Genomic DNA, 24,929 nt, shown 5'->3' with positions numbered 1-24,929 from the left:
TCGCAGCAATGAACTGCGGCATAGAAAGCGGGGTGTCAACGACTGTTGCCGTTGACACCCCGCTTGTCGTGTTATGTGGATGATGGTTTACGCCAAGGCTCCTCGTTCGTAATACTCCATTGAGGCCACTGGTCCGTCCACTCTGAACGTGCCGTCCTTGTAGATGATTGTTGTGACCGCTGTGTTGCCCATGTCTGCCAGACTGATTGATGGGTCGATGCTGGCGAAGAACTGACGTATGCTGGTGCCTGAACTGATCACCAGCACATTGCCTCCGCCTTGCTCGCTCACATTGCGTGCGATGCGCACGATGGCATCATGCATGCGCTGCTGCACTTGTTCGGCACTTTCGGCACGGTCCTCATCGTCCAAATCGGTGTGCAGCACATTCTCCTGATCCAAATCGTGGAGCACGTCCTGCAAATCGATATTGAGCCGCTCGCCCTTGGACTCGAGAGCCTCGGCGAAGCTCGCGAATCCAAGACGGTCGGCGATGGCCTGCAAGGTGTCGGGAATGGAACGTCCCTCGAAGCTGCCGAAGTTGTCTTCTCTTAGGTCAGGGTCGATTCCAATCTCGACATCCTCATTGCCGGACGTGTCCAAGGCTATGCGAGCAGTGTTGTAGTGTCGGGTCAGATTGCCGCAGTATGCCGCAGTGAAGCGGATGCCCTTCAGGCCTGCACCGAACTGTCGGACGATGTCGCGACCTTCCCGTGTGAGTGGGAAATCCGACCATCCTTGCATCAGCTGCATGGCATTGGACGTGGTTTTGCTGTGGCGGGTCAAATAAATGGTAACCGGTTTTTGGCTGGTTTCGCTCATGCTTCCACCTCGGCGTTCTTGCGGCTGGTGCGGATCTTCTTCTCTTCTGCGATGGTAACGCACAGCTGCAAGATGAACGCGCAGACAATGGCCACATAGAGCACACCGAAGGTATCTCCCCAGCCGTGCAGCACATGGCCAAAGAGGTTGAGACCGGCGGCTTTGGTGTCGGCGATGCGGGAGAGCAGCACCTTGGCGGTCGAATCACCCAGCAGGTAGGCGAAGGCGCCCAACAGGCCTCCGGCGAGGGCTGCGGCCTTCTTGGGTACCTGGGCGAGCAGCGAGATGCCGATGAGCACCTGCGGGCCGAACGCGAACATGCCGAGGAAGAAGATGGAGACGAGGATGGCCGTGGGGGTCTTGCCGAACTGGTAGAAGGCCAGCGGAATGGGCATGGCGGCGATGCAGATTACCGAGACGAGACCAGGGCGGCCGCCCAAGGCGTCAGACAGGGCGCCCCAGATCAGGCATCCGACCATGGAACCCATGCCGAAGTAGAAGATCGCGTTGGCGCCGGTCTGGGTGCTGAAGCCCAGCTGTTCGGTGACGCGCAACGAGGACCAGTTGTCGATGCCAACGCGCACCACGTAGGCGAACACGTCGGAGAAGCACAGAATCCATACCCATGGGTTCTTCAGCAGGTAGCGCTTGAAGATCTGCCAGGTCGATTCGTCGGTGGACGAGACATCCTCGACCTTGGCTGGTTCGTCGAAGATGGTTTCCGCGGATTCCCAGCCGAGGTCTTCGGGGCGGTTCCTGCCCACGAAGAAGCAGACGATGCCGGCGATCAGCGCCACGATTGACGGGACGATGAACATGCCTGCTACGTTGCCGCCGAAGAATGTGTTGGCGCACCACAGGGAGAAGATGCCGGCCAAGCCGCCACCGATGTTGTGTGAGGCGCTCCAGGTGCCGTAGTAGCGCCCGTAGTTCTTCTTGGTGGTCCAGTTCATGATCACACCGGAGCAGCAGGGGCCGGCACCGCACTGGAAGACGCCGTTGAGCGCCCACAGCACCATCAGCCAGCCCATCGGCACGTTGCTCATCGTGAGCATGAAGCCGAAGAGCATCACGACGATCGAAGCGCCGATGAGCATGATGGACGCGGCCTTCTTGTTGTCTTTGTCGGTGACGATATAGCCGACGATGATTTTGCCGATGCCATAGGCCAGAGAGAATACGAAGCCTATGGTACCCAGCTGTTCGGTGGTGAAACCGAGCTGCTGCTTGAGCAGTGGCTGTGCGGCCTTGAGATTATCCCTCACAAAGTACATGACGCTGTAGAGCATCACCACGATGATGAATGGCTTCATAAACTCTTTGAACCATGCTTTGCGCTGTGCTGATACAGGTATTCCTGCTTTGGGGATGTGCTTATCGAACGCCAGATTGAATGCATTTCCAGACAATGAACGTCCTCCTTGTGTCTCTTATCTGCGGTGATGAGATGGCAATATGCTGCACATACTGGATTGAAACAGCCATGGCGGGGCAGCGTTGTAGCGCTTTGACGCGCGGGCTACGGTGCCCGAGCATTGCATATCCAAGCCAAATATTTCAGCACATTGCTCTCAATAATAGCGCTTGCACTGGCAATGTCAAATCACTGATCCGGCAAGCCCTAACGACTTGGCTGGTAAGTATGTGACCGAGTGATGGTCATCGTTGTGGAGATGTCAGAAATGCCAATAAAGAGAAGGGTTCTGTGGGTCTCGTTGTTGTTTGCGTAACTGGCTGCTGTAGTGCGTCTGGGTTGGCTGCCGGCTCGATGCATGCGCAGTTCATCGGCTCTTAAAATAGCGCTGAAGTTGAGACTCGCGTATGAATATATCAGTGATCATGGCTCCCAACACAATTCCAGCGAACAGCGCGACAGGAGTGCGGGCAGCACCCAGCAGAACGGTGAACCTGCTGGAAGGCGCCATGCTCGCCACAAGGGCGATGATGCTGATTGCGCTTATCGTGCCCAATCCCGCCCACACAGCGGTTTCGAACGCGATGCCGAGCACCTGCTCGTGTTTGCGCTGACCGATGTGCAGCGCTCCGGCATATTCGAGTTTTCGGCGTTGCACCGATACCGCTCCCAAAGCCAAGCCTATGATGAGACCGGCCCAGGGCATCCATGCGGTCATGCGCGACCGGTATGCGGCCGTGGCGTCGTAATGCGGGTCCATGCCTTTGTTGAGCGAGGTGACACCGGCGTGCGACTGCTTGGTCTGGCTGACGTGAGTGGTGGAATACAGCAAATCGTCGGTTTGCTCGGTGAGCGGCCACTGTTTGGCCCAGCATTCCTCGAAGCTGCCGTCGCTGGTCGAAACCGGTACTATCAGAGCGTATGCGGGCCTGGTGTCGCGCCCGTCATTGGGCCATGAGAACACTCCTGCTATCTCGATGGTGCCGTGATCCGTTTCCAAGGTGCCGCCTTGCCGCAAGCCGAAATCCTTGGCGACATTGCGTGAAACCCATATGCCCGAAGCATCCGCTTGGTTGTTGGTTGGCAATGAACGGCGGGTGGGGGAGGGGCCGGAACGCTGAGAATTTGTGCGCTTTGTTGCGTTTGTGGTGTTGTCGGGCTGGGCGATCAGCTGCAGGAATCCCGGTGTCACCTCGTAGGATGCGATGTCCTTGCCTTCAGTGGCCAAAGGAGTGATTTGAGATCCGGCGCGCAAGGCTCCCGACATGCTCGGGCCATTGCCGGCTGTGGTGAGTGCGTCGCATGTCGTGCCGTCAACGGTGGCGCCGACGATGGTTCTCACATCGGCTTGCATGGCGATTTTGGCGGTGGCGTCCCGTTCCAGCTGCACCACGGAGAGTGCTTCGTATCCGCCGAGTGCCCCTCCCGTTATCAGCACGATGAGCATCATCGTTAGCGCTCGAGCTGTGCCAGAGTTCAGGTTTCTCCAGCTTTCCGACCATATTGACCCTAGGTGCATCATGATTGAGCCTCAATCTCACTCGTGGCAACAGTGGAGGGGATGGCGGAGGATTGGGCAGCCGTATGAGCAGTCTCGGCGTTCGCTGAAATTCCAGCAGTTTTGGGAGCGTAACGAGCCAAGTCGATGATCTGCTGGCAAGCGTCGCGCGTATCAGGGTCGTGGGTGGCGACCACCACTATCATGCCTTGTCCTGCCAGATTCCCCAGTACTTCATTCACGCCGTGCGCTGTGCGAGTGTCTAGCTGTGCGGTCGGCTCGTCCACCAGCAGCATGTCCGGCCGCGCGTGCACCGCCCTGGCAAGCATCAGTCGCTGCGCCTCGCCTCCCGAAAGTTCACAGAATCGCCGGTGTGCCGCATGCGCAAGACCGAACAAAGCCAAGGTTTCCAACGCTTGTGGTTCTGCCTGCTGCCGTGTCATGCCTTGCGTGAGCAACGGCAGCACCACATGGTCCAGTGCACTGCGCTCGGCCACGCCGTACGGGTTTTGAAACACCCAGCCGACCTGCGTCACTTCATCGCGCTCGATCGACCCTGCGGCAGGCGTCTCCATGTCGGCCAGCAGGGAGAGCAGCGTGGACTTGCCGCATCCGCTGGCACCGCATACTGCCGTGGTCTGCCCGGATTTGAGGGTGAAGTCGAGATGTTCGAAGAGCACGTCGGTGCTCTCGAACCGATGCCCGAGATTATGGGCTGTCACTTGCATGGCGTGTTCCTGACCGTGCTGCCGAGCGCCACTTCGCGGATACCGGTGATATCTTTGCCGTCTCGCCCCTGCAACAGGCTGGCACCCAGTTGAGAGCCGAGTATGGTGACCGGTACGGTCTTGCCTTTGGAAACGATGCAGCCATGCCCGTCTTTGATGCCCGTCACTGCGGCCGCGGGCACGCGCAGTGCCGTGACCGGTTGGTCGAGCGCGACCGTGGCATCAAACCCGTTGGGCAGCTCGCTTTCTGCGATGCTTTTGAACTCGTCGGTATTGCTGATGCTGCGGCAGAATTCCGAGTCATTGGTGCCGGTTGCTCCGGCCGGCAGCGTCACGCTCTGCCCGAACGCGCTCAGTGTGCGCGGCTGTCCGCTGGCTTTGCCGCCTTTGATGTTCAGCGCGCTGATGCCTCCCGGTATTTCGCCGATGGCGCTTCCTTCCTGTACGGCTGCCCCTTCGGCAGCTTGCCAGCCTGTGACTGTGACATTCGAAGCGGGAATCCACACCACCTCTTCCATGTTCAGTGAGCCGTCGCTGCTGTTGCCGGATGCGCTCATGAGCTGTTTCCAGCCGGTGGCGGTAGTGGCAGTGTAGGTAGCAGAACCGGGGGAGGATCGGTATCCGAGCCGGGAGAGCTCATTGTTCACCGCTTTGGCATCGCCTCCCTCGTCGCCCACATTGAGCGAACGGTAGAGCGGCATATCGGTATGCATGGCGACCACGGTTCGCCCGTTGACTCCCAGCGCCGGCTTGCCGGTTTGCATGATGTTCGGAGCATAGTTCTTGGTGACCGTACCGGATGTGTTAATCATGATTTGCCGTTTGTCCGAAAGCGTGGGAATCAAGGTTACTTGGGTGGTACCGTCATACTGTTCCTGGCTTGCCGGTGCGCTGGTCACCGCTTTGGCGGGAGCAAGAATGCCGGGTGTGGAGTCACGCAACATCAGCGCACTTGCGCCAGCGGTCAACGTCACCGCCATGATGACGATGAGAACCACCCAGGGGAGCGGAACGGTACGTCGCTGGGAGTTGCTGTTGCGTTTCATACGCTGTCCTGCCTATTCGATGGTGAATCCGCCTTCGTCGGCGAAGCCGATAACGGAGTTGTTGGCGAGCATGCATTCGCGGATTTTGGGGTCTCGCTCATTGAAAGATTTCTCTGATTTGTTTTGCTCTTTACTGAAGTCCGATGCACTGTAGCTTTGCGGTACCAGGTTTTCGCGGTGGAAGCAATCGACAATACCGGTTGCTGGGTCTTGGTACAGGTTTGGATTACCGACTTGCATGCGGTAGATAGTGTCGATAACATCCATACGAGATTCACGACATTCTTGCTGTGTATCGAGGAAATCGTGTTCTTTTTGCTTTGACGAAGGCTGCTTATACATAGCCTCCATATACAAACCGTTGGGGAATTTCTTAAGTTTGATGGATCGGTACCCTTTGTCTGCCATGCACTGTTTATAGCTAGACCATGCTTGTTCGTACTGAGATACGGATACTTTGCCCGCGTCCTTGGCTTGCACCAGCACTTCGCGCTGATAATCAGACATTTGTGCCTCATTGAGCATTTGATCTATAAAACTTGGGATTGATGATGCCATCTTCGCGTTGCTTCCCGCAGAGGGGAATGTAGGAGCATTGTCTTCCCCTACATTCCCCTCTCCAGAGTCCTTCGAGGAAGAAGATGATCCAGCGTCACTGTGCTGCATGTCAGTGTTGGCTCCGCAGGCGCTGATCGCGCATAACGTAATGCCTACCAACGCAGTAATAAGTGAGTTCTGTATTCGTCTCTTCGTCGTCATGAAAGATCCTAACGTAATAGCGGTTTACCAAGCATAAGCGCTATCGTTGTGGTTAGTCGCTGACCCTCTGGCATGGGCGTTAGCGAACTGATGAGGAGCCCGAGCTGAATGCATGGTCGCACAAAGACCATCTTGACAGGCTTGAGCATTTGCGCCGGCGTTTCTTCTTGACCATGCGCTTGCGGTAGATTCGGTCCAAGTGTAGTTGTAGTAGCCGCTGATGAATGAATTGTCAACATTAGTGGCGGATGCTGCTGGAACACCAACAGCGAGAGATAGGGCACCTGCAAGTGCAGTTGTGCACAGTGCGCTGATTGTTTTCTTTTTAGCCATAGTAGTTATCCTTAGCTATTAATAGTTGGGTACTGCTCAATGGTCGTCTTAAGAAACTGCATTTAAGACTATGCCAGTATGACGTAGTGTGAGTATCGAATAGAGATTTGTCTCACACTTTGGGCGCTTTGTTTGTGGAACGTGCATATGCATTGAAAACAAGGGCATGCGACCTTCCACAAGTCGGTGCTAGGCAGGCTTCTCGCTAGTATGAGAGATACCTTATTTTAAGCGGCAGGAGGGTGTGTTATGCCGAGGATGTTCGGAACGGATGGGGTTCGTGGATTGGCGAACCGTGATTTGACAGCTAAGCTGGCGTTGGATCTGGGAGACGCGGCAGTGCGCGTGCTCGGCGATGCGTCCGGCACCGAAGTCGAACACAAAGAGGGACGTCGTCGCGCCTTGGTGGGCCGTGACACTCGTGTTTCCGGAGATTTCCTCGCCTCTGCGCTGTCCGCGGGCATGAGTGCCGGTGGATTCGACGTGATCGACGCCGGCATCATTCCCACCCCCGGAGTGGCGTACCTTACCAGCGCGCTCAACGTGGACATGAGTGCGGTCATCTCTGCCTCCCACAACCCCATGCCCGACAACGGCATCAAGTTCTTCGCGCGCGGCGGCTACAAGCTGCCCGATACCAAAGAGGATGAGATCGAGGCCGTGCTTGGCCAGGACTGGGATCGTCCCACCGGAGCAGGCGTGGGCCGTGTGAGTCGCAATGCGGACACCGCCACGAATATGTACATCAACCATCTGGTCTCCACCATCGCACCGGTGGCGCCGGACAAGACTCAGCCAAAGCCGCTCAAGGGCCTGAAGATCGTGGCCGACTGCGCCAACGGTGCGGCATCGGTCGTAGCTCCCGAAGCGTTGCGCCGCGCCGGTGCTGAAGTACTGGTCATCAACGCCAGCCCAGATGGCTACAACATCAACGACAAAGCCGGCTCCACCCACCCCGAGCAGCTGCAGGCCATGGTACGTGCCACCGATGCTGTGATGGGTGTGGCATTCGACGGCGATGCCGACCGCTGCCTGGCAGTGGACGAGGACGGCAATCTTGTCAACGGCGACCAGGTGATGGGTATTCTGGCACGAGGCAAGCAGCGTGACGGCAAGCTCAACCACAACACGCTTGTGGTTACGGTCATGAGCAACCTGGGCCTCAAACTGGCGCTCAAGGAGATGGGCATCGCCACCGTGGAGACCGGTGTGGGAGACCGCTATGTGCTCGAAGAGATGCTGCGCGGTGACTATTCGCTGGGCGGGGAGCAGTCCGGCCATGTCATCAACCGCGAGTTCGCCACCACCGGTGACGGTACCCTCACCGCGTTGACGCTGTGCCTGGAGGTCGTCAAGTCCGGTCGCTCTCTCAAAGAGTTGGCCTCCGATTTCCCGCAGCTGCCGCAGCGGCTTATCAACGTGCCCAACGTCGATAAGAACGCCGCCAAAACCAATGCCGCAGTGCAAGCGGCCATTGAGCAAGAAGAGCGGACCTTGGGGGAGACGGGTCGCGTGTTGTTGCGTCCCAGCGGCACTGAGCCGTTGGTGCGTGTGATGACCGAGGCAGCCACACAGGATCAGGCAGACGAGGTGTGCGAGCGTCTCGCAGCCGTAGTAGCACAGGAGTTGGCACTGTAGTATGATTTCCAACGATTCGAATGTAAATCCGGCGCTCAACCGTGCCGTGGAGCAGCTCATCTCCAGCGGCGGCAGGGAGAAAATCATGCCGATCGTGCAGATGGGGGAGCCGGTGCTGCGTCAGCGCGCCATGCCTTACGACGGTCAACTTACCGATGAGACGTTCGCCAAGCTCATCTCCACCATGCGGACCACCATGCTCGACGCGCCCGGCGTAGGCTTAGCTGCCCCGCAGATAGGACTCGGTCTGGCATTCGCCGTGGTAGAGGACCACGTGCGCGACGATGCCGAAGACCCGCGGGAAATAGCCGAATTCCCGTTCCATGTCATCGTCAACCCCACCTACACTCCTATCGGCACGCAGTCGCGCAGCTTCTATGAGGGGTGCCTGAGTTTCGAGGGATACCAGGCGGTACGCAAGCGCTGGCTCGACATCATCGCACGTTGGCAGGATGTGGACGGCAATCCGCATGAGGAGCATCTGCACGGTTGGCCGGCTCGCATCTTCCAGCACGAAACCGACCATCTGAGCGGTGAGGTATACATTGACCGCGCCGAGATTCGCTCGCTTTCCTCCGACGATAACCTCTCCGACTATTGGGCGGACGATCCGGTTCCAGTGGAGGCGGCGCGACAGCTTGGATTCAGCGTAGCCTGACCGTCGGCGTCTGACGAGTCGAACACAAGCGAAGCGATACGCCAAGTAAATGTCAAACAAAATATGCCGGTGGGTGACGGTTCATACGTCACCTACCGGCATATTGCATTGATGAGAGGCTACTGTTCAAAGGGATATTGCAATCCCCAGATGCCGCGTATGCAGTCCATGAGCTGCATGATGCGCAGCGTGTCTTTATGAGGCATTTCAGGGCATTCGTCACGCCCATCCAAGATGGTGTTGGCGGCGCTTGCCACCTCGTACTCGTAGCCGTTGATTTGCTCCGGCACATCGTAATGCTTGCGCAGCGTGTGGTCGGTGCCGTACACGTCGATGCCTTCGGGGTTGTTGATGTTGTGGCATACCAGGTAGCCGTCGGTGCCCCAGATGGTTCCCGTGCGGTCGGAAGCTGCAAGCATCGAGGCCTGTGCTGTGGCCATCACTCCGTCGTCATAATGCAGGGTAATGTTTTCCTGCGCGTCCACGCCGGTAGGCCAAGGCTGCATGGAGGTTTCAATGTGATTGATGTGGCGGTTGTGGTCTGCATTGCCGCCAATAGCCATGTCAAGGAAGTTCAGCGGGTATACGCCCACGTCGAGCAGTGCGCCGCCTGCCAGCTGCGGATCGGTCATGCGCGGCTTATGGGAGACCGGATAGCACAGGTTGGCGTTCGCTGCCTGCACCGTGCCGATAGCCTCCGATGCGATGATGTCGGAGATGATGGCGCGCGAGGGCATGTAGCGTGTCCATATCGCTTCGGTGCACAACAGCCCGGTCTCTTTCGCGCAGGCCAGCAGGCGTTCGGCCTGTTCGGCGTTGGCGGTGAACGACTTTTCCATGAGCACGTTCTTGCCGGCGCGCAGGCATTGTATGCCTTGCTCCTCATGGAGGGCTACCGGTGTGGCCACGTAGACCAAGTCCACTTTCGGGTCGTCCAGCAGTGCCTCGTAGGACCCGTAGGCGTGGGGGATGTTGTGCTGTGCGGCGAACTCTTCGGCGCGCGTTTGCTCTCGCGAAGCCACGGCATAGGGGCGAATCAGGTTGGAATATCGAGGATCTTGAGCCATGGCGCTGAGCGTGGTTGCCATGGTGTGGGCAATCCTGCCTGCGCCGAGAATAGCCACGTTCACCGGTGTCCCTTCGCGCTGCGCTTGTGACTGTGCTCGTGTGCCATTGATACTGCTCATCGTGATCCTTCGTCCGCTATGCCTGACGGTTTTCTTCCAGTGTAGGCGCCGGTCTAGGCGCCGGTCTAGGCGCCGGCATGCATGCCGGAAATGTGTTCCAGAGCGGCGATGGCCTGCTCAGGGTCGTCAGGCAGTTCCACTCCCGCCTCCTGCGCCTTGCGGTCATCGCGACGGCGCCACCATGAGGAGAGCACCGAACCGGAGATGTTGTGCCAAACGCTGAAGAAGGTGGAAGGAATGGCAGTGATGGGTGTGGCGGCAAAGGAGGTGAGGGCCAAAGTCGCGCCTAGGCCGGAATCCTGCATACCCACTTCGAAGGTGATGGCCTTCTGCTGTGCGTAGCCGAATCCCTTGGGGTAGACCTTGTACATCAGGCGGGAGAATCCGTAACCGAGGCCGTACCCGCACAGGTTGTGCAGGATGACGACCGGGATGGCGAGCATGGTGGAGGCGCTGAACAGACCTGCGTGGTTGGCGGCTACCACGATGCCGATGATGAGCAGGATGGCGGTTTGCGAGACGATGGGCAATACTTCAGTGACTTTGGCGATGTGCTCTTTGAAGATGGTGTGGCACAGCACGCCGAGCGCCACGGGAATGAGTACGACTTCCACGGCGGTTCGGAACAGCGACTGCCAGGGAATGGCCACATAGTGGGATGCGAGCAGTTGCATCAGCGCCGGGATGGCGAAGGGCGCGAGCAGTGTGGAAACCAGTCCGATCGACACGTCGAGTGCCACGTCACCTCGCGACAGGAAGCTCATCACGTTGGATGAAGTGCCCGAGGGGCAGCAGCCAACGAGAATCACGCCGACGGCGAGCGGGCCGTCGAGGTGGAAGATCCAGCACAGCAGCACCGCCAAGAGCGGCATGATGATGTAGTGCGCCAGCGTGCCGACGATGACCATGAGCGGCTGCTTGAAAATGCGGGTGAAGTCGTCGAGGGAGAGCGTCAAGCCCATGCCGAAGAGCACAATGCCCAGCAGAATGCTGGTGTAGCCTTTGGCCCACATGCTTGTTTGCGGCACAACGTAGTTGAACACAGCCCACACGATGACGATGACGGTGAACCATTTGGTGATCCAACTGGCGACTTTCTTCACGGTTTCCATAACGGTTATGCCTCCCTCTCCAGCGTTTGTTCGAATGCTGGACATCTTAGGAAGGACAAAGCGCCGATGCGTCGCCTGTCTCACACTGCGACCATGTTGGTTGTTGGATGTTGGATGTTGGATGCTGGATGGACTGTATCGGATTTGTGCGGTGGTTATTGGTCGGTGCTGGTGGATGTGGTGTGTGGGGTACCGGCTGCTGCCAACGGGTATGCGTCATATGACATCGAGCAGGCTATGCGTGTTAGTTGGTGGTGATGTGGTGTTGTTTGCGTTTCAACGCCATGGTGAGGGCGGTGAGCATTATGGCGGCGACCAGTCCGATGATGGCATAACCCAGAGCGGTGGCAATGCCGCCGGTGAACGGGAGTGCGGTGATCATGCGGTGGTAGGTGACGGTGATTTCTTGAATGTTGTTGCCGCCGGCCGTGATGTCGTGGTCGATGGCGATGTTGTTGGTGTAGGTGGCAGTTGGCTGGTTGGTGTGGTAGCCGGGAATGGTGGGGCTTTCGGTGGAAAAAGTGAGGTTTCTCCTGTTGCCGCCGGTGGTCTGCCATGTCACGTTCGGGTCACTACCTGGGTAGGTCCAGTCTCCCGGCACGATGATGGTTGCGGTGTCGGGGCGTATGGTGTAGTCGCGGGTCAGGGTGATGGTTTTGCTTTGGTCGGGGCGTAGGGTGGTTCCGGTGTCATCTTGGTAGTGGACGGTGAGTGTGGCGTTCCAGGTTTCGTGTTTGGGGGTGGTTTGCTGGCAGGTGATCCAGTAGTCGGTGTGGCCTGCCGGGTAGGTGGTGTTGGCTGGCAAGGTACAGGTGGTGTCGTTGCAGGTTAGGGGCGGTGTGCCGCCGGTGATGTAGTAGCCGCTGGGTGTGTTGAAGGTCCATGCGCCGCCGGTGATGGGGTCGTCTTGCCGGCCGTTGAAGGTTTGTTGCAGGCTGGTATCTTCGATGCCGTCTTTGGTGAAATGAACGGTGGCGGATGCTGCTGGTTTGATGTAGGTGATGGTGGTGATGCTGTCGGTGGCGTTTTGTAGGTCGCTACCGTAGACGGGTGTGCCTGCCCAGTTGGTGGGGTTGTTGGGTGTGGCGATGCGTGTGCTGGGGTTCCATGTTCCGTTGGTGACTTGCACGTCGTAGCCCGGTTTGTCTGGCACGTACACGCCGGAGTAGGCGGGTTGGGTGTCACCGGCGCTGTAGTAGTTACCGTTGAGCAGATAGGAGCTGAGCTGCCCCTCAGGAATAGGCAGCGTTCCACTAAGACCAGCGCACCGCATCAAATAATCTTTGCTGTCTTCCCTGTTTACGGTGCTAGCGTCTAGTGGGCACCGGCCCCATGAGTCATGCCGGTCTACGCCTCTGAGTGCGAGCACGATCCTTCTGTATCGACTCCCCTTGGGAGCTAGTCCCTGCGTTACGCTGCTAAAGCCGAATGAGGCGACACCGTTGCTGATGGTTTCGTAGATGATGTTTTGGTTGACGTCGCTTTGGGCTGCGCTGCCGTTGGAGTAACGAAACTGCATCGTGTTTCTTGACGTATAATCACATGCAAGGTATGCGTAGGATTCAGTATATGCAGGTTTTCCACCGAGGTAAGTTCGGTTGAGCGAGCTATCGAATTCGCTATAGAATTCGAGTCGCATTTTGAAGGAGTCGGTGAGGTTGATACCGCAGGCGCCGCTGCCGCGTGTCAGCGAGCTGCTGTCTTCGGTTTGAGGTTGTGGGCTGCCGGGTTTGTTGAGTACGGTGGGTGTGCTGGCTTGCGTGGGAAGGCTGCCGTTTGTGTCGGAGGATGCCGTGGCTTGTGAAGATTCGGAATCGTTGGACGCTGCGCTGTTGCCGACTGGTTGTGCTTCGTCTTCGTTGACGTTGGTGCTGTTGTGGCTGGCAGCGGCGGAGTCGAGGAGTGGGGTGTTGCCAGCTGGTACTAGCGATTCAGAATTGCTGGGGGGGGGTGATGGTTGATGCTTGTTTTGCGTCTGTGACGGAAGTTTGCGTTGCGTTGGTTACAACGTTGCCTTCTGACGCACTGGCGTTCAGACCTGTCGGGATGAGGATGACGCAGCATATCAACAGCGCGATGGCGATTCTGGTGGCGCTGCTGCGAGTCCGCTTGCTGGTGTGGTGGCCTGTGGTGGTAGGCAAGGTCATGCGAACGATTCCTCCGTGTGTGCGCGCCCGAACCGCTCGGCGACAGTTGCTCTTGTCACTGTGCATACTTGGCGGTATTGCAGGAAGTGAAGCCGAGTATACAGTCGTAGTCCGTCATAATATACACTCACTGTGACATATGCAACAAACTCGGCTTCATTCTGATCAAGAGGCCAGTAACAGCGGTGCCTTGCTCGGTATCTCTGTGTACCGCATAATCTGCGCGTCATACCGAGCAAATCCGGTAAGTGCCTGCTCATTCACTGCTTGATCTCGGTCGTCAACAAATACCAATAGCCGAGCCTGCTTTCTCTCCTTGGCGCCACTGACATCTTCCCATGCAAACAGTATCGTCGCCAGCGCGGTTGCATTGAGTGCGGCTGGCGCTTTGGCGAATAGTGTGGGGTGACTGTCGCTGTCTTGGAACACGAAGTCAAAATGATGTGAATACAACGATTTGCCCTGAATGCTTACATCAGAGGTGTAATGGATATGCTGTTCGGTGAGTGAGGATGCCACATCTTCTGAAAAGCAGATAGGGTTTTGCGATCTCACTGTCTGTGACAATGCATCTACATGGATGAGCGCTTGTATGTAACGATTCATGGCGTCACTTGTCTGACTTGGGTGAGCCTCCAAGTTCAGAGCGCCATCATGCAGCGATGCGCCGAACTGATTGGCTATATGCTCTATGCGAGCTTTGCGCGTGGTATTCAACGTTAATCCGGAAGATATCAATCCAGATACAATATATCCGTCATCGCTGAATTCCAGACACTCATCATGGTGACGCATATAAAAATGGAGGTGATCTCCGGTATGGTCAAGCAGCGGCACGGACACTGCCTGCCAGCCGTGTACTTCTCGTGTGGAGGAGTGCTCCCGCAGCCAATGTGCGTATTCTTCAACAAGTGTCTTGCTGGTATTGCTCTGCGTCATGCTGCCGTCCCGTCGATGAGTTGTGGTGCCTTCGCTACATGAAACTGTTGAAGCAACAATAGCGTATCTTTGACGAAGTCGGGAGATGCGATGTTGACTGGGCATGCGAAGCGGTCGTTGTAGCCCTCACGATACATGTGCAAGTGCGATCCGTTCACTACGGTGCCGTCGGGATTGGTATGAGGGTGCCCCAGACCTACACAAAGTCTCATGAGTGGTGCGCCGCCTCTCTTTACCCGAGCGTTGATGGAGTGTTTGTCGCGCTCTATTGTGCCACGATACATATTGATACGGAATACGGCCTTGCTTTCTCGTCCGGTTACATCCAAGCCTTTGCCTTGTTCTCGACAGGCAGGCATGATGAATTCAGTCATTGCAGTGTCTTTTAGCTCATTGAGCAGTATCTTGGCTTCATCGTTTGTGAGCATATGTGTCATGCCGTTCCTTACCTTTGTTCCGGGCGGATGGAAAGTTGTTTTCACGCTAACTGAACTTCGGAGATTGTTGGGCGGACATTGCTCGATTGACGCGGCAACACGTGTGGAAGGTGGCCATGCTATAGTGTCAACTTGTTGCCCGGGTAGCTCAGGGGATAGAGCACCGCTCTCCTAAAGCGGGTGTCGTCAGTTCGAATCTGATCTCGGGCACGATTCGCTGGTCTGTCGCCGGTGCCCAGCGTTGTTTGTGGCAGCGCTAATGTTTCGAATAGGTTTCATACTGTGTACTAGGTGTCCACGTAGTGGGACGGTCTTCAGATTTGGCGTAGGGCTGACCATATACTGAAAAAGGTACATGCTTGATGGTGAGGGTTTGTGTCAGTTGGCGCTTTCTTGCCCTGCGACGGTTATCGCGCAGCAACTTGTGCAGTATTGGATTGGTTCTTGAATTCAGGAGTTCAAATGCTAAAAACATGGAGTAGGCGAGTGCTCGCCGCCGGTATGGCTGGAGCCATGCTGTTTTCGGTGGCGGCTTGTGGCACCAGCGGGTCGGATCAGGCCGAGGGTGCCAAAGTCGACAAGAACGCCATCATCAAGGTGGACAACACGGAGCCGCAGAGCCCGTTGGTTCCCGCCAACACGAACGAGATGGGCGGCGGCCGCGTCATCCGCAACATCTTCGAAGGATTGGTGAGCTACGACGCCAAGGGCAAGCAGCATATGGAAGTGGCCAAGTCCATCACCCCCAACGCCGACGCCACCCAGTTCACCATCAAGCTCAACGACGGCTGGAAGTTCACCAACGGTGAGAAGGTGACCGCCACGTCGTTCACCGATGCCTGGAGCTACGCTGCCAACGTGAAGAACGCGCAGAAGCAGAGCAGCCGCATGTCCGTCATCAAGGGTTATGACGAACTGCAGGATCCCAACGTGGACCCGCACGCCAAGCTTTCCGGACTCGAGGTCAAGGATCCGCTCACCTTCGTGGTTACGCTCAACAGCCCCGACTCGGTGTTCCCCATCCAGGTGTCGCACCAGTCCTTCTTCCCGCTGCCCAGCGTGGCGTATAAGGACATGGCCGCCTTCGGCAAGGCGCCCATCGGCAACGGCCCTTACAAGTTCGAATCGTGGACCCCAAGCACCGACATCAAGATCGTGCGCAACGACGACTACAAGGGCAGCCGCAAGGTGCAGAACGGCGGCGTTGACTTCCGCGTCTACACCAGCAAGGATTCCGCCTACTCCGATGTGCAGTCCGGCAACCTCGACGTGCTCATCACCGTGCCGCAGTCGGCCGTGAAGACCTTCCGTTCCGACAGTTCGGTGAAGGCCTATGAGCAGCCCGGTTCGCGTTATCAGGGCTTCATCATCCCCGAGAACCTCGAGCACTTCCGCCAGGACAAGGAGGGCAACCTGCGTCGTCAGGCCATCTCCATGGCCATCAACCGCAAGCAGATCATCGAGAAGATCTACAACAACACGAAGACCCCCTCCACCGACTTCACGTCCCCGGCGGTGCCCGAGCACTCGTCCAAGCTGAAGAACGCCGGCAACCTGGCCTACAACCCTAAGAAGGCCAAGGAGCTGTGGAAGGAAGCCGACAAGATTTCGAAGTTCACGGGAACCTTCAAGCTCTCCTACAACTCCGACGACGACAACAAGCCGTGGGTGGACGCGGTGTGCAACGGTCTGAAGGACACGCTCGGCATCGACGCGCAGGGTGACGCGTACCCCACGTTCTCCAACTTCCGTGAGCAGATCACCAACCGTTCCCTCAAGTCTGCGTTCCGTTCCGGCTGGGCGCTCGACTATCCCACTGCCGAGGACTACATGACCCCGCTCTATTCCTCCGCGTCGGCAGACGGACACGGTTCGAACGACGGTGACTACAAGAACCCGAAGTTCGACGACGCGCTCAAGCAGGCGCTCAGCCAGACCGATGTCTCCAAGCGTACGGACGACCTTGAGAAGGCGCAGGAGATCCTGCTTGAGGATATGCCCTCAATCCCGCTGTGGAACGACAATGTGGCCGCCGTGTCGTCCACCAAGGTGAGTAACGTGCAGTTCGACTACACCAGCATGCCCACCTACTACACCATCACCAAGTAGTCGTCTGGCGCGCTCGGGCGTACCGATGACGTGGTGATGCACGGCATACGAAAGGTCCCTCCTTCCGGTTTCGACTGGAAGGAGGGACCTTGTTGTTTTCGCTGGTAGCGGTGCTGCCGGTTCAGTCTGTGGCCGTCTCTGGTGCTGTCTGAACCGAATTGCAGCGCTTCAGACAGCACCCGAGACGGATACCGTATGGCTCAGGCCTGCACGTACGAATCGGAATCGCAGCGGTAACCGCAGTTCATCATCTCGCTGTTGTAGCAGATCGTGCCCTTGCCCTTGGCAGGAAGCACGATGAGACCGCCGTCGCCACGGTGGGCTGCGATGTCGTCAAGCGTGGCGCTTGCCGCTTCTTCGACATTCTGACCGCCGAAGCGCACGCGTTCGGAAACCTGGTGGGAAGCCACGGTGCGCACAAAAGCCTCGCCGATACCGGTGCCGGAAACAGCCACGGTCTCGTCGTTGGCATAGGTTCCGCAACCCGGCAGGGGAGTGTCGCCCACGCGACCGTGCATCTGGTTGGTGATGCCGCCCGTGGAGGTGGCTGCCGCCAGATGGCCTTGCGCATCGCGGGCCACAGCACCGATGGTGCCGTGCTTTTCCCACTCATCACCGTCGTTCTGCGCTTCGATGAGCGATTCCTGGCGCTGCTTGGTGATGAAATAGTCCGTCTCGCAGGTTTCGACACCCCAGGCTTCAAGCTCCTCTGCTCGGGGGTCTGCAAACAGCACATGCTTGGTCTGTTCCTTGACTGCGCGCGCGCCGTCAATCGGATTCTTGATGGTATGAGTGCCGGCCACAGCTCCCACCTCGCCGTCGCCGCCCATCAGGCAGGCGTCCATCTGCGCGATGCCATCGCTGGTCAATGCGGCGCCACGCCCTGCATTGAATTCGGGGGCATCTTCCATGACGTGGATGGCGGCAACGACCGCGTCCTCGGCACTCGCTCCGGCTTTCAGCTTGGCGTAGCCTGCGTCCAACGCGCGGTTCAGGTCTTCCTTGGCCTGTGCCTCGCGTTCGGGGGTGCGGTGCTTGCCCAGTCCACCAGCGCCTCCGTGGATGATGAGCAGCAGCCCGTCATCCTCTCCTGCGGTGATGCTCTTGACTGGTGGTGCAGCGGTGTTCGCCATGGTGTTCCTTTCCTTAACATGTTGTGTTGCCCCGTAGCATCCATGTGTCATGTCGTCTGCGTGGCGGGCGGCACGACGTGCTCGTGAGCAACGCCATACTGGTATCGTAGCGCGCGCGGTACTTCACGGCGTGGCGCGCTTTGTGGCTGCGTGGTCATGCTAGTTTTCCGTAAGTCGTTTCGGTGCAATTTGGGGTTTTGTGGCTTTCTTGCTCATTGCGTTGCTGCGGCGGGTGCGAGCATAAGTCACGACGTTGCTCCATATTTGCCGTACTTGTCTCACGTATTGGTCATTACCCGCTTCGCATTGTGGAAAGCCCTATAATGTTGCCGTTCGTTGCGCGTCGGCTGTGGCTGGCGGCCGGTTGATGCGGTATCTATCCGGAGGCGATGAATGCGACACTGATAGAGGGAAATATGACTCATACCTGGGCAAAGCGTCTCGCAGCCTCTGTGCTGGCCGGCGCCTCACTCATCTCCATGGCTGCTTGCGGTTCGACTTCCAACAAGTCCGAGGCACAGCAGTCCGACAATAACGCCATCATTTCGGTCAATAACACCGAACCGCAGAGCCCGCTTGTGCCTGCCAACACGAACGAGATGGGTGGCGGGCGCGTTCTGCGCTACCTGTTCGAAGGCTTGGTAAGCTACGATGCCAAGGGCAAGCAGCACATGGAAGCTGCTCAGTCCATCGAATCGAACGATGATGCCACACAATATACCATCAAGCTTCGTGACGACTGGAAGTTCACCAACGGTGAGAAGATGACCGCCACGTCGTTCGCCAAGGCTTGGAGCTATGCGGCGAATGTGAAAAGCGCGCAGAAGCAAGGCAGCCGTATGTCCAACATCAAGGGCTACGACGAACTGCAGAAGTCTGACGTATCTCCTGATGCCCAGCTTTCAGGCTTGGATGTAAAGGATGATTACACGCTCGTGGTGACGCTCAACAGTCCCGATTCGGTGTTTGCCACTCAGGTGGCCCACCCCGCGTTCTACCCGCTGCCGAGCGTGGCTTATAAGGATATGGCTGCTTTCGGCAAGGCTCCCATCGGTGACGGCCCGTACAAGTTCAAGTCCTGGACTCCTAACAAGAGTATTGAAGTGGTGAAGAACCCCGACTATAAGGGCAGCCGCAAGGTGCACAACGGCGGCATCGAGTACCGTGTCTACACCAGTCCCGACTCCGCTTACTCCGACGTGCAGTCCGGCAGCCTTGACCTGCTCATGGACGTGCCTCAGTCGGCCGTCAAGACCTTCCGTTCCGAGTCCAGCCTCAAGCCGTACAGCAAGCCGGGTTCGGCCTTCATGAGCATCTCCATCCCCGAGCGCATCGCGCACTTCGGGCAGGACAAGGAAGGCACGCTGCGCCGCCAGGCCATCTCCATGGCCATCAACCGTGACCAGATCATCGACAAGGTCTTCTCCGGCACCAAGACCGCCGCCACCGACTTCACGTCTCCGGCAGTGCCTGAGCATTCCAAGGACCTCAAAGGCTCCGAGAATCTGAAGTACAATCCCAAGAAGGCCAAGGAGCTGTGGAAGGAAGCCGACCAGATTTCCAAGTATGAGGATACCTTCCGTATCGGTTATGCGTCCGACGGTGGTCACAAGCCTTGGGTGGACGCCGCATGCCACCAGCTGGAGAACAATCTGGGCATCAAGGCGGAAGGTGACGCGTACCCCACGTTCAGCGACATCGTCAGCCATATGACCGACCGCACCATCAAGACCCCGTTCCTGCTCACGTGGTCGCTGGATTACCCCTCGGCCGAGGATTACATGACCCCGCTCTTCGCCTCCTATTCGGCTGACGGGCGCGGCACCAACTTGGGTGATTACAAGAGCCAGGAGTTCGACGCCGCCCTTGCCAAGGCCATGAGCGAGACCGACACCTCCAAGCGCACGGAAGACTTCAATTCGGCGCAGGAGATTCTGCTCAAGGACATGCCGGTGGTGCCCATGTGGTGCAGTGATGTTTCCGCGGTTTCCTCTCTGAAGCTGAACAACGTGGGCTTCGACTTTGCCAACGTGCCGACTTACAATACCTTTACCAAGGAGTAGTAGGTTCCACTAAGCATTGAAGTGCATGTGCCGTAAGGCATGAATTGCGGGGCGCTGACTTATGGTTGGCGCCCCGTTTGTATGTGGCGGTGGGTAGCCGATGGTAATGGTGTGAACTGTGGTGGCCGGGTGTGTGCGTGGCGGGAGCGGCAAACTTGGCGATATGGTTCAGGATGGAGGGTATATGGCGTTGAGCGGGTCTGGAAATGCCATGTCTGGTTTTGCCAAATGGGTATGTGCGTGGGTGGCGCGACTGCTGTGCATGCTTGCTGTCGCCGGTCTTGCGGCTCGGTCATTGCCGGAGGATCTTCAGGCGTTGCCTTACGTGCCGGCCTTTGTCTCCTTCACACCGTGGTTCGCTCTGGCTGCGCTGGTGGCTCTTGCTTTGGCGCTGTGGTCCAGGCGTTGGGTGTCTGCGCTGGTGGCGCTGGTGTGCGTGTGTGCTTTGGGCGCGCAGCAAGCGCCGTATTCCAACCCATCTGAGAACTTTCCTCAGGAAGCGCGGCAAGCGGTGGGCGGCAACAGTGCGAATATCCGTGACCGGTATGCGCGGGTGATGACCGCCAATGTCTATAAAGGTCATGCCGACCCTCAGGCTATTGTGGAGCTGGTAAAGGAGCAGCGGGTGGAGGTGTTGGCGCTGCAAGAGACCACGACCTCTTTTATTCGTGCGCTTCGTCAGGCGGGCATCGGCTACTACTTGCCGTATTCTCAGGTGTCTTCCTCGCAAGGGTATGGCAATGGGTTGTGGTCGGCCACGCCGCTGAGCTCGCCGGTTGATGATGAGGTGGGGTCAACGGCATCTCCCATGCCGGGCGGCACGGTCACATTCGGCGATGGCGGGGGAGCGGTGAGATTTGTCAGTGTTCATACCGTCTCGCCCAAGCCCGGGCAATGGGATCGTTGGAGGCAGTCGATTGACGATGTGTCTCGTTTGGAGGGCAAGACCGTGAACAGGTATGTGATGATGGGGGATTTCAACGCGTCGACAGACCATGCGCCATTTCGCAGGGTTATCTCCGGGCGTTTTTCTGATGCGGCTCAGCAGGCAGGGCATGGGTTGGTGCTGACATGGCCATGCGATATTGCGCATGTGCCCAAGTTCGTTGGCATTGACCATGTGGTGGTGGATCGTGGCATAACGGCCGGGCAGGTGGAGTCCAAACCTCTGCCGGGTTCCGATCATGCCGCGCTTCTTGCCACCATTGCTCTGTAGCAGGACTGTAACAGGCGCGCAATGGTGCTGCGCGGCCTTGAATCGTATGGCTGAAAGACAGAGCTGTGATAAGTGGGCATGAAGTGTGTGATGCGTCAATAAGATGGGTCACATATTAGACACTTATTAGGTAACTGTTGGGTTGTGTGAAAGTGTGATGCATGTCACCATCATTTGATTACATGTTCATGACCAAGAAACCATAAAATAAAGAGGAACGCAGCGTAACGATGCGTCGTTCGCACAACTCAAGGAGATGAGCATGACCGCAGTTGAAGAGAAAACGCTCTCCGCGGAAGACCTCAAGGCCAAGGCCTGGGATGGTTTCGCAGGCGGGAACTGGGAACAGGACATTGATGTTCGCGATTTCATTCAGAAGAACTACACGCCGTACGATGGTGACGAGTCCTTCCTCGCCGACGCCACCGATAAGACCAAGGAAATGTGGCAGTACCTTGACGACAACTATCTTGCCGTTGAGCGCAAGCAGCGCGTCTATGATGTAGACACGCACACCCCGGCCGGCATCGCCAACTTCAAGGCCGGCTACATCATGGACAAGGAGCACGACAACGTCATCGTCGGTTTGCAGACCGACGAACCCTGCAAGCGCGCCATGATGCCCAACGGTGGGTGGCGTATGGTCGAGCAGGCCATCAAGGAAGCGGGCAAAGAGCCTGACGAGGATGTCAAGACCATCTTCACCAAGTATCGCAAGACCCACAACGACGGTGTGTTCGGCGTCTACACCAAGCAGATCAAGCTGGCCCGCCACAACAAGATCCTCACCGGCCTGCCTGATTCCTACGGCCGTGGCCGCATCATCGGCGACTACCGTCGTGTGGCGCTGTACGGCGTGAACTTCCTCATCGAATGCAAGAAGCGCGACAAGGATTCGATTCCGTACCGCAACGATTTCACCGAAGCTGAGATCGAGCATTGGATTCGCTTCCGTGAGGAGCACTCCGACCAGATCAAGGCACTCAAGGAGCTCATCGAGCTGGGTCGCAGCTATGGCCTCGACCTCTCCCGCCCGGCACAGACTGCTCAGGAAGCCGTGCAGTGGACCTACATGGGCTACCTTGCCTCCGTCAAGAGCCAGGACGGCGCGGCCATGAGCTTCGGCCGCAACTCGGCCTTCTTCGACTGCTACTTCGAGCGTGACCTGAAGAACGGCACTCTTGACGAGCTGCACGCCCAGGAGATTATCGACCAGATCGTCATGAAGCTGCGCATCGTGCGCTTCCTGCGCACCGAAGACTACGATCAGATCTTCTCCGGAGACCCGTACTGGGCAACCTGGTCCGACGCTGGTTTCAGCGACGACGGCCGTCACATGGTCACCAAGACCTCGTTCCGTCTGCTCGCCACCCTCACCCTCGACCACTTGGGTCCCGGGCCTGAGCCGAACATCACCATCTTCTGGAATTCCAAGCTGCCCGAAGGCTATAAGCGCTTCTGCGCTCGCATCTCCATCGAGACCTCCGCCATTCAGTACGAGTCCGATACCGATATTCGCGGGCACTGGGGCGACGACGCAGCCATCGCATGCTGCGTTTCCCCGATGCGTGTGGGCAAGCAGATGCAGTTCTTCGGAGCCCGTGTGAACTCCGCCAAGGCCCTGCTCTACGCCATCAACGGCGGCCGCGACGAGATGACCGGTATGCAGGTCATCGACAAGGGCGTAATCGAGCCGATTACTCCCGAGGCCGACGGTACGCTGGATTATGAGAAGGTCAAGGCCAACTACGGCAAGGCTCTCGAGTGGCTCTCCGAGGTCTACATGGAAGCCCTCAACATCATCCACTACATGCACGATAAGTATGCATACGAGTCCATCGAGATGGCGCTGCATGACAAGGAAATCTACCGCACCATGGCCTGCGGCATGTCCGGCATCTCCATCGCCGCCGACTCGCTCTCCGCGCTCAAGTACGCCAAGGTGTACCCGATCACCAACGCCGAGGCCAAGGATATGGACGGTCACGAGAACGAGTACGTCGAGGGAGCGGATGACGACCTTGTGGTCGGCTACCGCACCGAAGGCGACTTCCCGGTCTACGGCAACGACGACGACCGCGCCGACGACATCGCCAAGTGGATCGCCGGTACGGTGATGGGACAGCTCAAGAGGCTGCCTGTCTACCGCAACGCGGTACCCACCCAGTCGATCCTCACCATCACCTCCAACGTGGTGTATGGCAAGGCCACCGGTTCCTTCCCGTCGGGTCACAAGAAGGGCACCCCGTATGCTCCTGGCGCCAACCCGGAGAACGGCATGGATACGCACGGCATGCTGCCTTCCATGTTCTCGGTCGGCAAGATCGACTACAACGACGCGCTGGACGGCATCTCGCTGACCAACACCATCACCCCCGACGGACTGGGACGTGACGAGGACGAGCGCATCACCAACCTGGTCGGCATCCTCGACTCGGGCAATGGCCACGGCCTGTACCACGCGAACATCAACGTGCTGCGAAAAGAGCAGCTCGAGGATGCCGTGGCACACCCCGAAAAGTACCCGCACCTCACCGTGCGTGTCTCGGGATATGCGGTCAACTTCGTCAAGCTCACCCGTGAGCAGCAGCTCGACGTGATCTCCCGCACCTTCCACCAGGGTTCGGTCACCGACTGAGATGACTACATGCGGCGGTGAACGCCGCTGAGACGCAGTGGGTGGGGTGAGGCCAAGCTTCACCCCACCCACTGCCGTATATGGCACCGTGGCAGGAGGACATGATGGTAGATACAACGATGCAAGGTGCAGCAGTGCGCGACGGCGATTCGACTCGTTTCCGCACCACCACGCCGCACATGCTCAAAACATCAAAGGTGTATGCGAAGCATGCGCTTATGGGAGGCCTTTCCGGCTTCCAGTCGCCCATAGGTCTCGATCGCCGCGACCGCTTGGCCGCGCTGAAGACAGGCGACATCGGCTTTGTGCATTCGTGGGACATCAACACCTCGGTGGACGGCCCGGGAACACGCATGACGGTGTTCATGAGCGGCTGCCCGCTGCGCTGCCAGTTCTGCCAGAACCCGGACACCTGGAAGATGCGCGACGGCAAGCCGGTGTATGTGGAGGACATGATAGAACGCATCGCGCGCTATCAGGACGTGTTCAAGTCAACCGGCGGCGGTGTCACGTTCTCCGGTGGCGAATCCATGATGCAGGCGGCGTTCGTCTCGCGCGCGGTGCGTGAGGTGAAGAAGCTCGGCGTGCACACGTGCCTCGACACCGCAGGGTTCCTAGGATCCACATGGACCGACGAGATGTTGGAAAGCGTGGACATGTTCCTGCTCGATGTCAAGTCGGGCGACGAGGCGACCTATCATGAGGTGACCGGTGCCTCGCTGGCGCCTACCATCGAATTCGGCAAGCGTGTCAACCGTCTGGGCAAGAAGATCTGGGTGCGGTTCGTGCTGGTGCCAGGCCTCACCGACGCGGTGGAAAACGTGGAGAACGTGGCGAAGATCTGTGAGGAGTTCGGCGACGCAGTGGAACACATCGACGTCCTTGGCTTCCACCAGCTTGGGCGTCCCAAGTGGCATGAGCTGGGCATTGACTACCCGTTGGAGCATTGTGAAGGCCCCAGCCGGGAGCTGAAACAGCGCGTGCAGAACCAGTTCAGAGACCATGGATTCACCGTGTACTAAAGCGACCTCACTATCTGCTGCTAGGACACC

21 protein-coding genes and 1 tRNA gene are annotated in these 24,929 nt (G+C 58.0%); 8 read left to right on the top strand and 14 right to left on the bottom strand.

Translation table 11 applies throughout. The features are described 5' to 3' along the window. Positions 1-87: 87 nt before the first annotated feature. From AC3B5A_RS02725 to AC3B5A_RS02695, 7 genes are all read right to left on the bottom strand, one after another. On the bottom strand, positions 88-822 hold the full coding sequence (locus AC3B5A_RS02725; protein ID WP_489798662.1) for a histidine phosphatase family protein: 735 nt from the start codon (positions 820-822) through the stop codon (positions 88-90). Beyond that, positions 819-2,231, bottom strand: coding sequence for a hexose-6-phosphate:phosphate antiporter UhpT (gene uhpT / locus AC3B5A_RS02720; protein ID WP_489798660.1), 1,413 nt, complete (start codon positions 2,229-2,231; stop codon positions 819-821). The genes AC3B5A_RS02725 and uhpT overlap by 4 nt, the downstream gene beginning before the upstream one ends. A gap of 372 nt (positions 2,232-2,603) precedes the next feature. Beyond that, on the bottom strand, positions 2,604-3,686 hold the full coding sequence (locus AC3B5A_RS02715; protein ID WP_489798659.1) for a hypothetical protein: 1,083 nt from the start codon (positions 3,684-3,686) through the stop codon (positions 2,604-2,606). 68 nt (positions 3,687-3,754) lie between these two features. Continuing rightward, complete coding sequence (locus AC3B5A_RS02710; protein ID WP_489798657.1) at positions 3,755-4,462, bottom strand: ABC transporter ATP-binding protein; 708 nt, start codon at positions 4,460-4,462, stop codon at positions 3,755-3,757. After that, the gene (locus AC3B5A_RS02705; protein WP_489798655.1) at positions 4,453-5,508 is read right to left on the bottom strand and encodes a hypothetical protein; all 1,056 of its coding nucleotides are present in this window, start codon (positions 5,506-5,508) and stop codon (positions 4,453-4,455) included. Before AC3B5A_RS02705 ends, AC3B5A_RS02710 begins: the two co-directional genes overlap by 10 nt. A gap of 12 nt (positions 5,509-5,520) precedes the next feature. Beyond that, entirely contained in the window at positions 5,521-6,267 is a 747-nt protein-coding gene (locus AC3B5A_RS02700; protein ID WP_489798653.1) for a hypothetical protein, read from the bottom strand. Positions 6,268-6,291: 24 nt separating this feature from the next. Then, complete coding sequence (locus AC3B5A_RS02695; RefSeq protein WP_489798651.1) at positions 6,292-6,600, bottom strand: hypothetical protein; 309 nt, start codon at positions 6,598-6,600, stop codon at positions 6,292-6,294. 249 nt (positions 6,601-6,849) lie between these two features. Between AC3B5A_RS02695 and glmM the strand changes: the two genes are divergently transcribed. Together glmM and AC3B5A_RS02685 are read left to right on the top strand one after the other, a co-directional pair. Then, a complete protein-coding gene (gene glmM, locus AC3B5A_RS02690; RefSeq protein ID WP_489798650.1) occupies positions 6,850-8,238 on the top strand; it encodes a phosphoglucosamine mutase in 1,389 nt (462 codons plus the stop codon). Between the two features lies 1 nt (position 8,239). Continuing rightward, on the top strand, positions 8,240-8,896 hold the full coding sequence (locus AC3B5A_RS02685; RefSeq protein WP_489798648.1) for a peptide deformylase: 657 nt from the start codon (positions 8,240-8,242) through the stop codon (positions 8,894-8,896). A 119-nt stretch (positions 8,897-9,015) separates the two neighbouring features. On the opposite strand, the gene AC3B5A_RS02680 is transcribed toward AC3B5A_RS02685, so the two are convergent. From AC3B5A_RS02680 to AC3B5A_RS02655, 6 genes are all read right to left on the bottom strand, one after another. Further along, complete coding sequence (locus AC3B5A_RS02680; RefSeq protein ID WP_489798646.1) at positions 9,016-10,083, bottom strand: Gfo/Idh/MocA family protein; 1,068 nt, start codon at positions 10,081-10,083, stop codon at positions 9,016-9,018. Positions 10,084-10,148: 65 nt separating this feature from the next. After that, positions 10,149-11,195, bottom strand: coding sequence for a bile acid:sodium symporter family protein (locus AC3B5A_RS02675; protein ID WP_489798644.1), 1,047 nt, complete (start codon positions 11,193-11,195; stop codon positions 10,149-10,151). A gap of 244 nt (positions 11,196-11,439) precedes the next feature. Next, a complete protein-coding gene (locus AC3B5A_RS02670) occupies positions 11,440-12,714 on the bottom strand; it encodes a mucin-binding protein (protein ID WP_489798642.1) in 1,275 nt (424 codons plus the stop codon). Between the two features lie 412 nt (positions 12,715-13,126). Continuing rightward, on the bottom strand, positions 13,127-13,342 hold the full coding sequence (locus AC3B5A_RS02665; RefSeq protein WP_489798641.1) for a hypothetical protein: 216 nt from the start codon (positions 13,340-13,342) through the stop codon (positions 13,127-13,129). A 165-nt stretch (positions 13,343-13,507) separates the two neighbouring features. Then, positions 13,508-14,281, bottom strand: coding sequence for a DUF1828 domain-containing protein (locus AC3B5A_RS02660; protein WP_489798639.1), 774 nt, complete (start codon positions 14,279-14,281; stop codon positions 13,508-13,510). Next, positions 14,278-14,718, bottom strand: coding sequence for a DUF6978 family protein (locus AC3B5A_RS02655; RefSeq protein WP_489798637.1), 441 nt, complete (start codon positions 14,716-14,718; stop codon positions 14,278-14,280). Before AC3B5A_RS02655 ends, AC3B5A_RS02660 begins: the two co-directional genes overlap by 4 nt. A 137-nt stretch (positions 14,719-14,855) precedes the next feature. Here AC3B5A_RS02655 and AC3B5A_RS02650 point away from each other — a divergent pair. Then, a tRNA-Arg gene (locus AC3B5A_RS02650) sits at positions 14,856-14,928 on the top strand. A 252-nt stretch (positions 14,929-15,180) separates the two neighbouring features. Further along, positions 15,181-16,827 carry a peptide ABC transporter substrate-binding protein gene (locus AC3B5A_RS02645; RefSeq protein ID WP_489798635.1) on the top strand — a complete coding sequence of 549 codons (1,647 nt, stop codon included), beginning with the start codon at positions 15,181-15,183 and terminating at the stop codon, positions 16,825-16,827. A 200-nt stretch (positions 16,828-17,027) separates the two neighbouring features. Here the strand turns inward: AC3B5A_RS02645 and AC3B5A_RS02640 are convergent, their stop codons facing one another. Beyond that, entirely contained in the window at positions 17,028-17,960 is a 933-nt protein-coding gene (locus AC3B5A_RS02640; protein WP_489798633.1) for an isoaspartyl peptidase/L-asparaginase family protein, read from the bottom strand. A gap of 416 nt (positions 17,961-18,376) precedes the next feature. Here AC3B5A_RS02640 and AC3B5A_RS02635 point away from each other — a divergent pair, with 416 nt between their 5' ends. The 4 genes from AC3B5A_RS02635 (at position 18,377) to pflA (ending at position 24,899) form a co-directional block, all read left to right on the top strand. Further along, positions 18,377-20,023 carry a peptide ABC transporter substrate-binding protein gene (locus AC3B5A_RS02635; protein WP_489798631.1) on the top strand — a complete coding sequence of 549 codons (1,647 nt, stop codon included), beginning with the start codon at positions 18,377-18,379 and terminating at the stop codon, positions 20,021-20,023. A 184-nt stretch (positions 20,024-20,207) separates the two neighbouring features. Then, complete coding sequence (locus AC3B5A_RS02630; RefSeq protein WP_489798629.1) at positions 20,208-21,239, top strand: endonuclease/exonuclease/phosphatase family protein; 1,032 nt, start codon at positions 20,208-20,210, stop codon at positions 21,237-21,239. 262 nt (positions 21,240-21,501) lie between these two features. After that, the gene (gene pflB, locus AC3B5A_RS02625) at positions 21,502-23,877 is read left to right on the top strand and encodes a formate C-acetyltransferase (protein ID WP_489798627.1); all 2,376 of its coding nucleotides are present in this window, start codon (positions 21,502-21,504) and stop codon (positions 23,875-23,877) included. A gap of 104 nt (positions 23,878-23,981) precedes the next feature. After that, positions 23,982-24,899, top strand: a complete 918-nt coding sequence (pflA, locus tag AC3B5A_RS02620; RefSeq protein ID WP_489760644.1) for a pyruvate formate-lyase-activating protein — start codon at positions 23,982-23,984, stop codon at positions 24,897-24,899. Positions 24,900-24,929: the final 30 nt, after the last annotated feature.

The sequence above is a fragment of the Bifidobacterium sp. ESL1133 genome, assembly GCF_058107325.1.
Note: the sequence above shows the minus strand (reverse complement) of the source record. Positions and strands in the feature narration are given on the sequence as shown.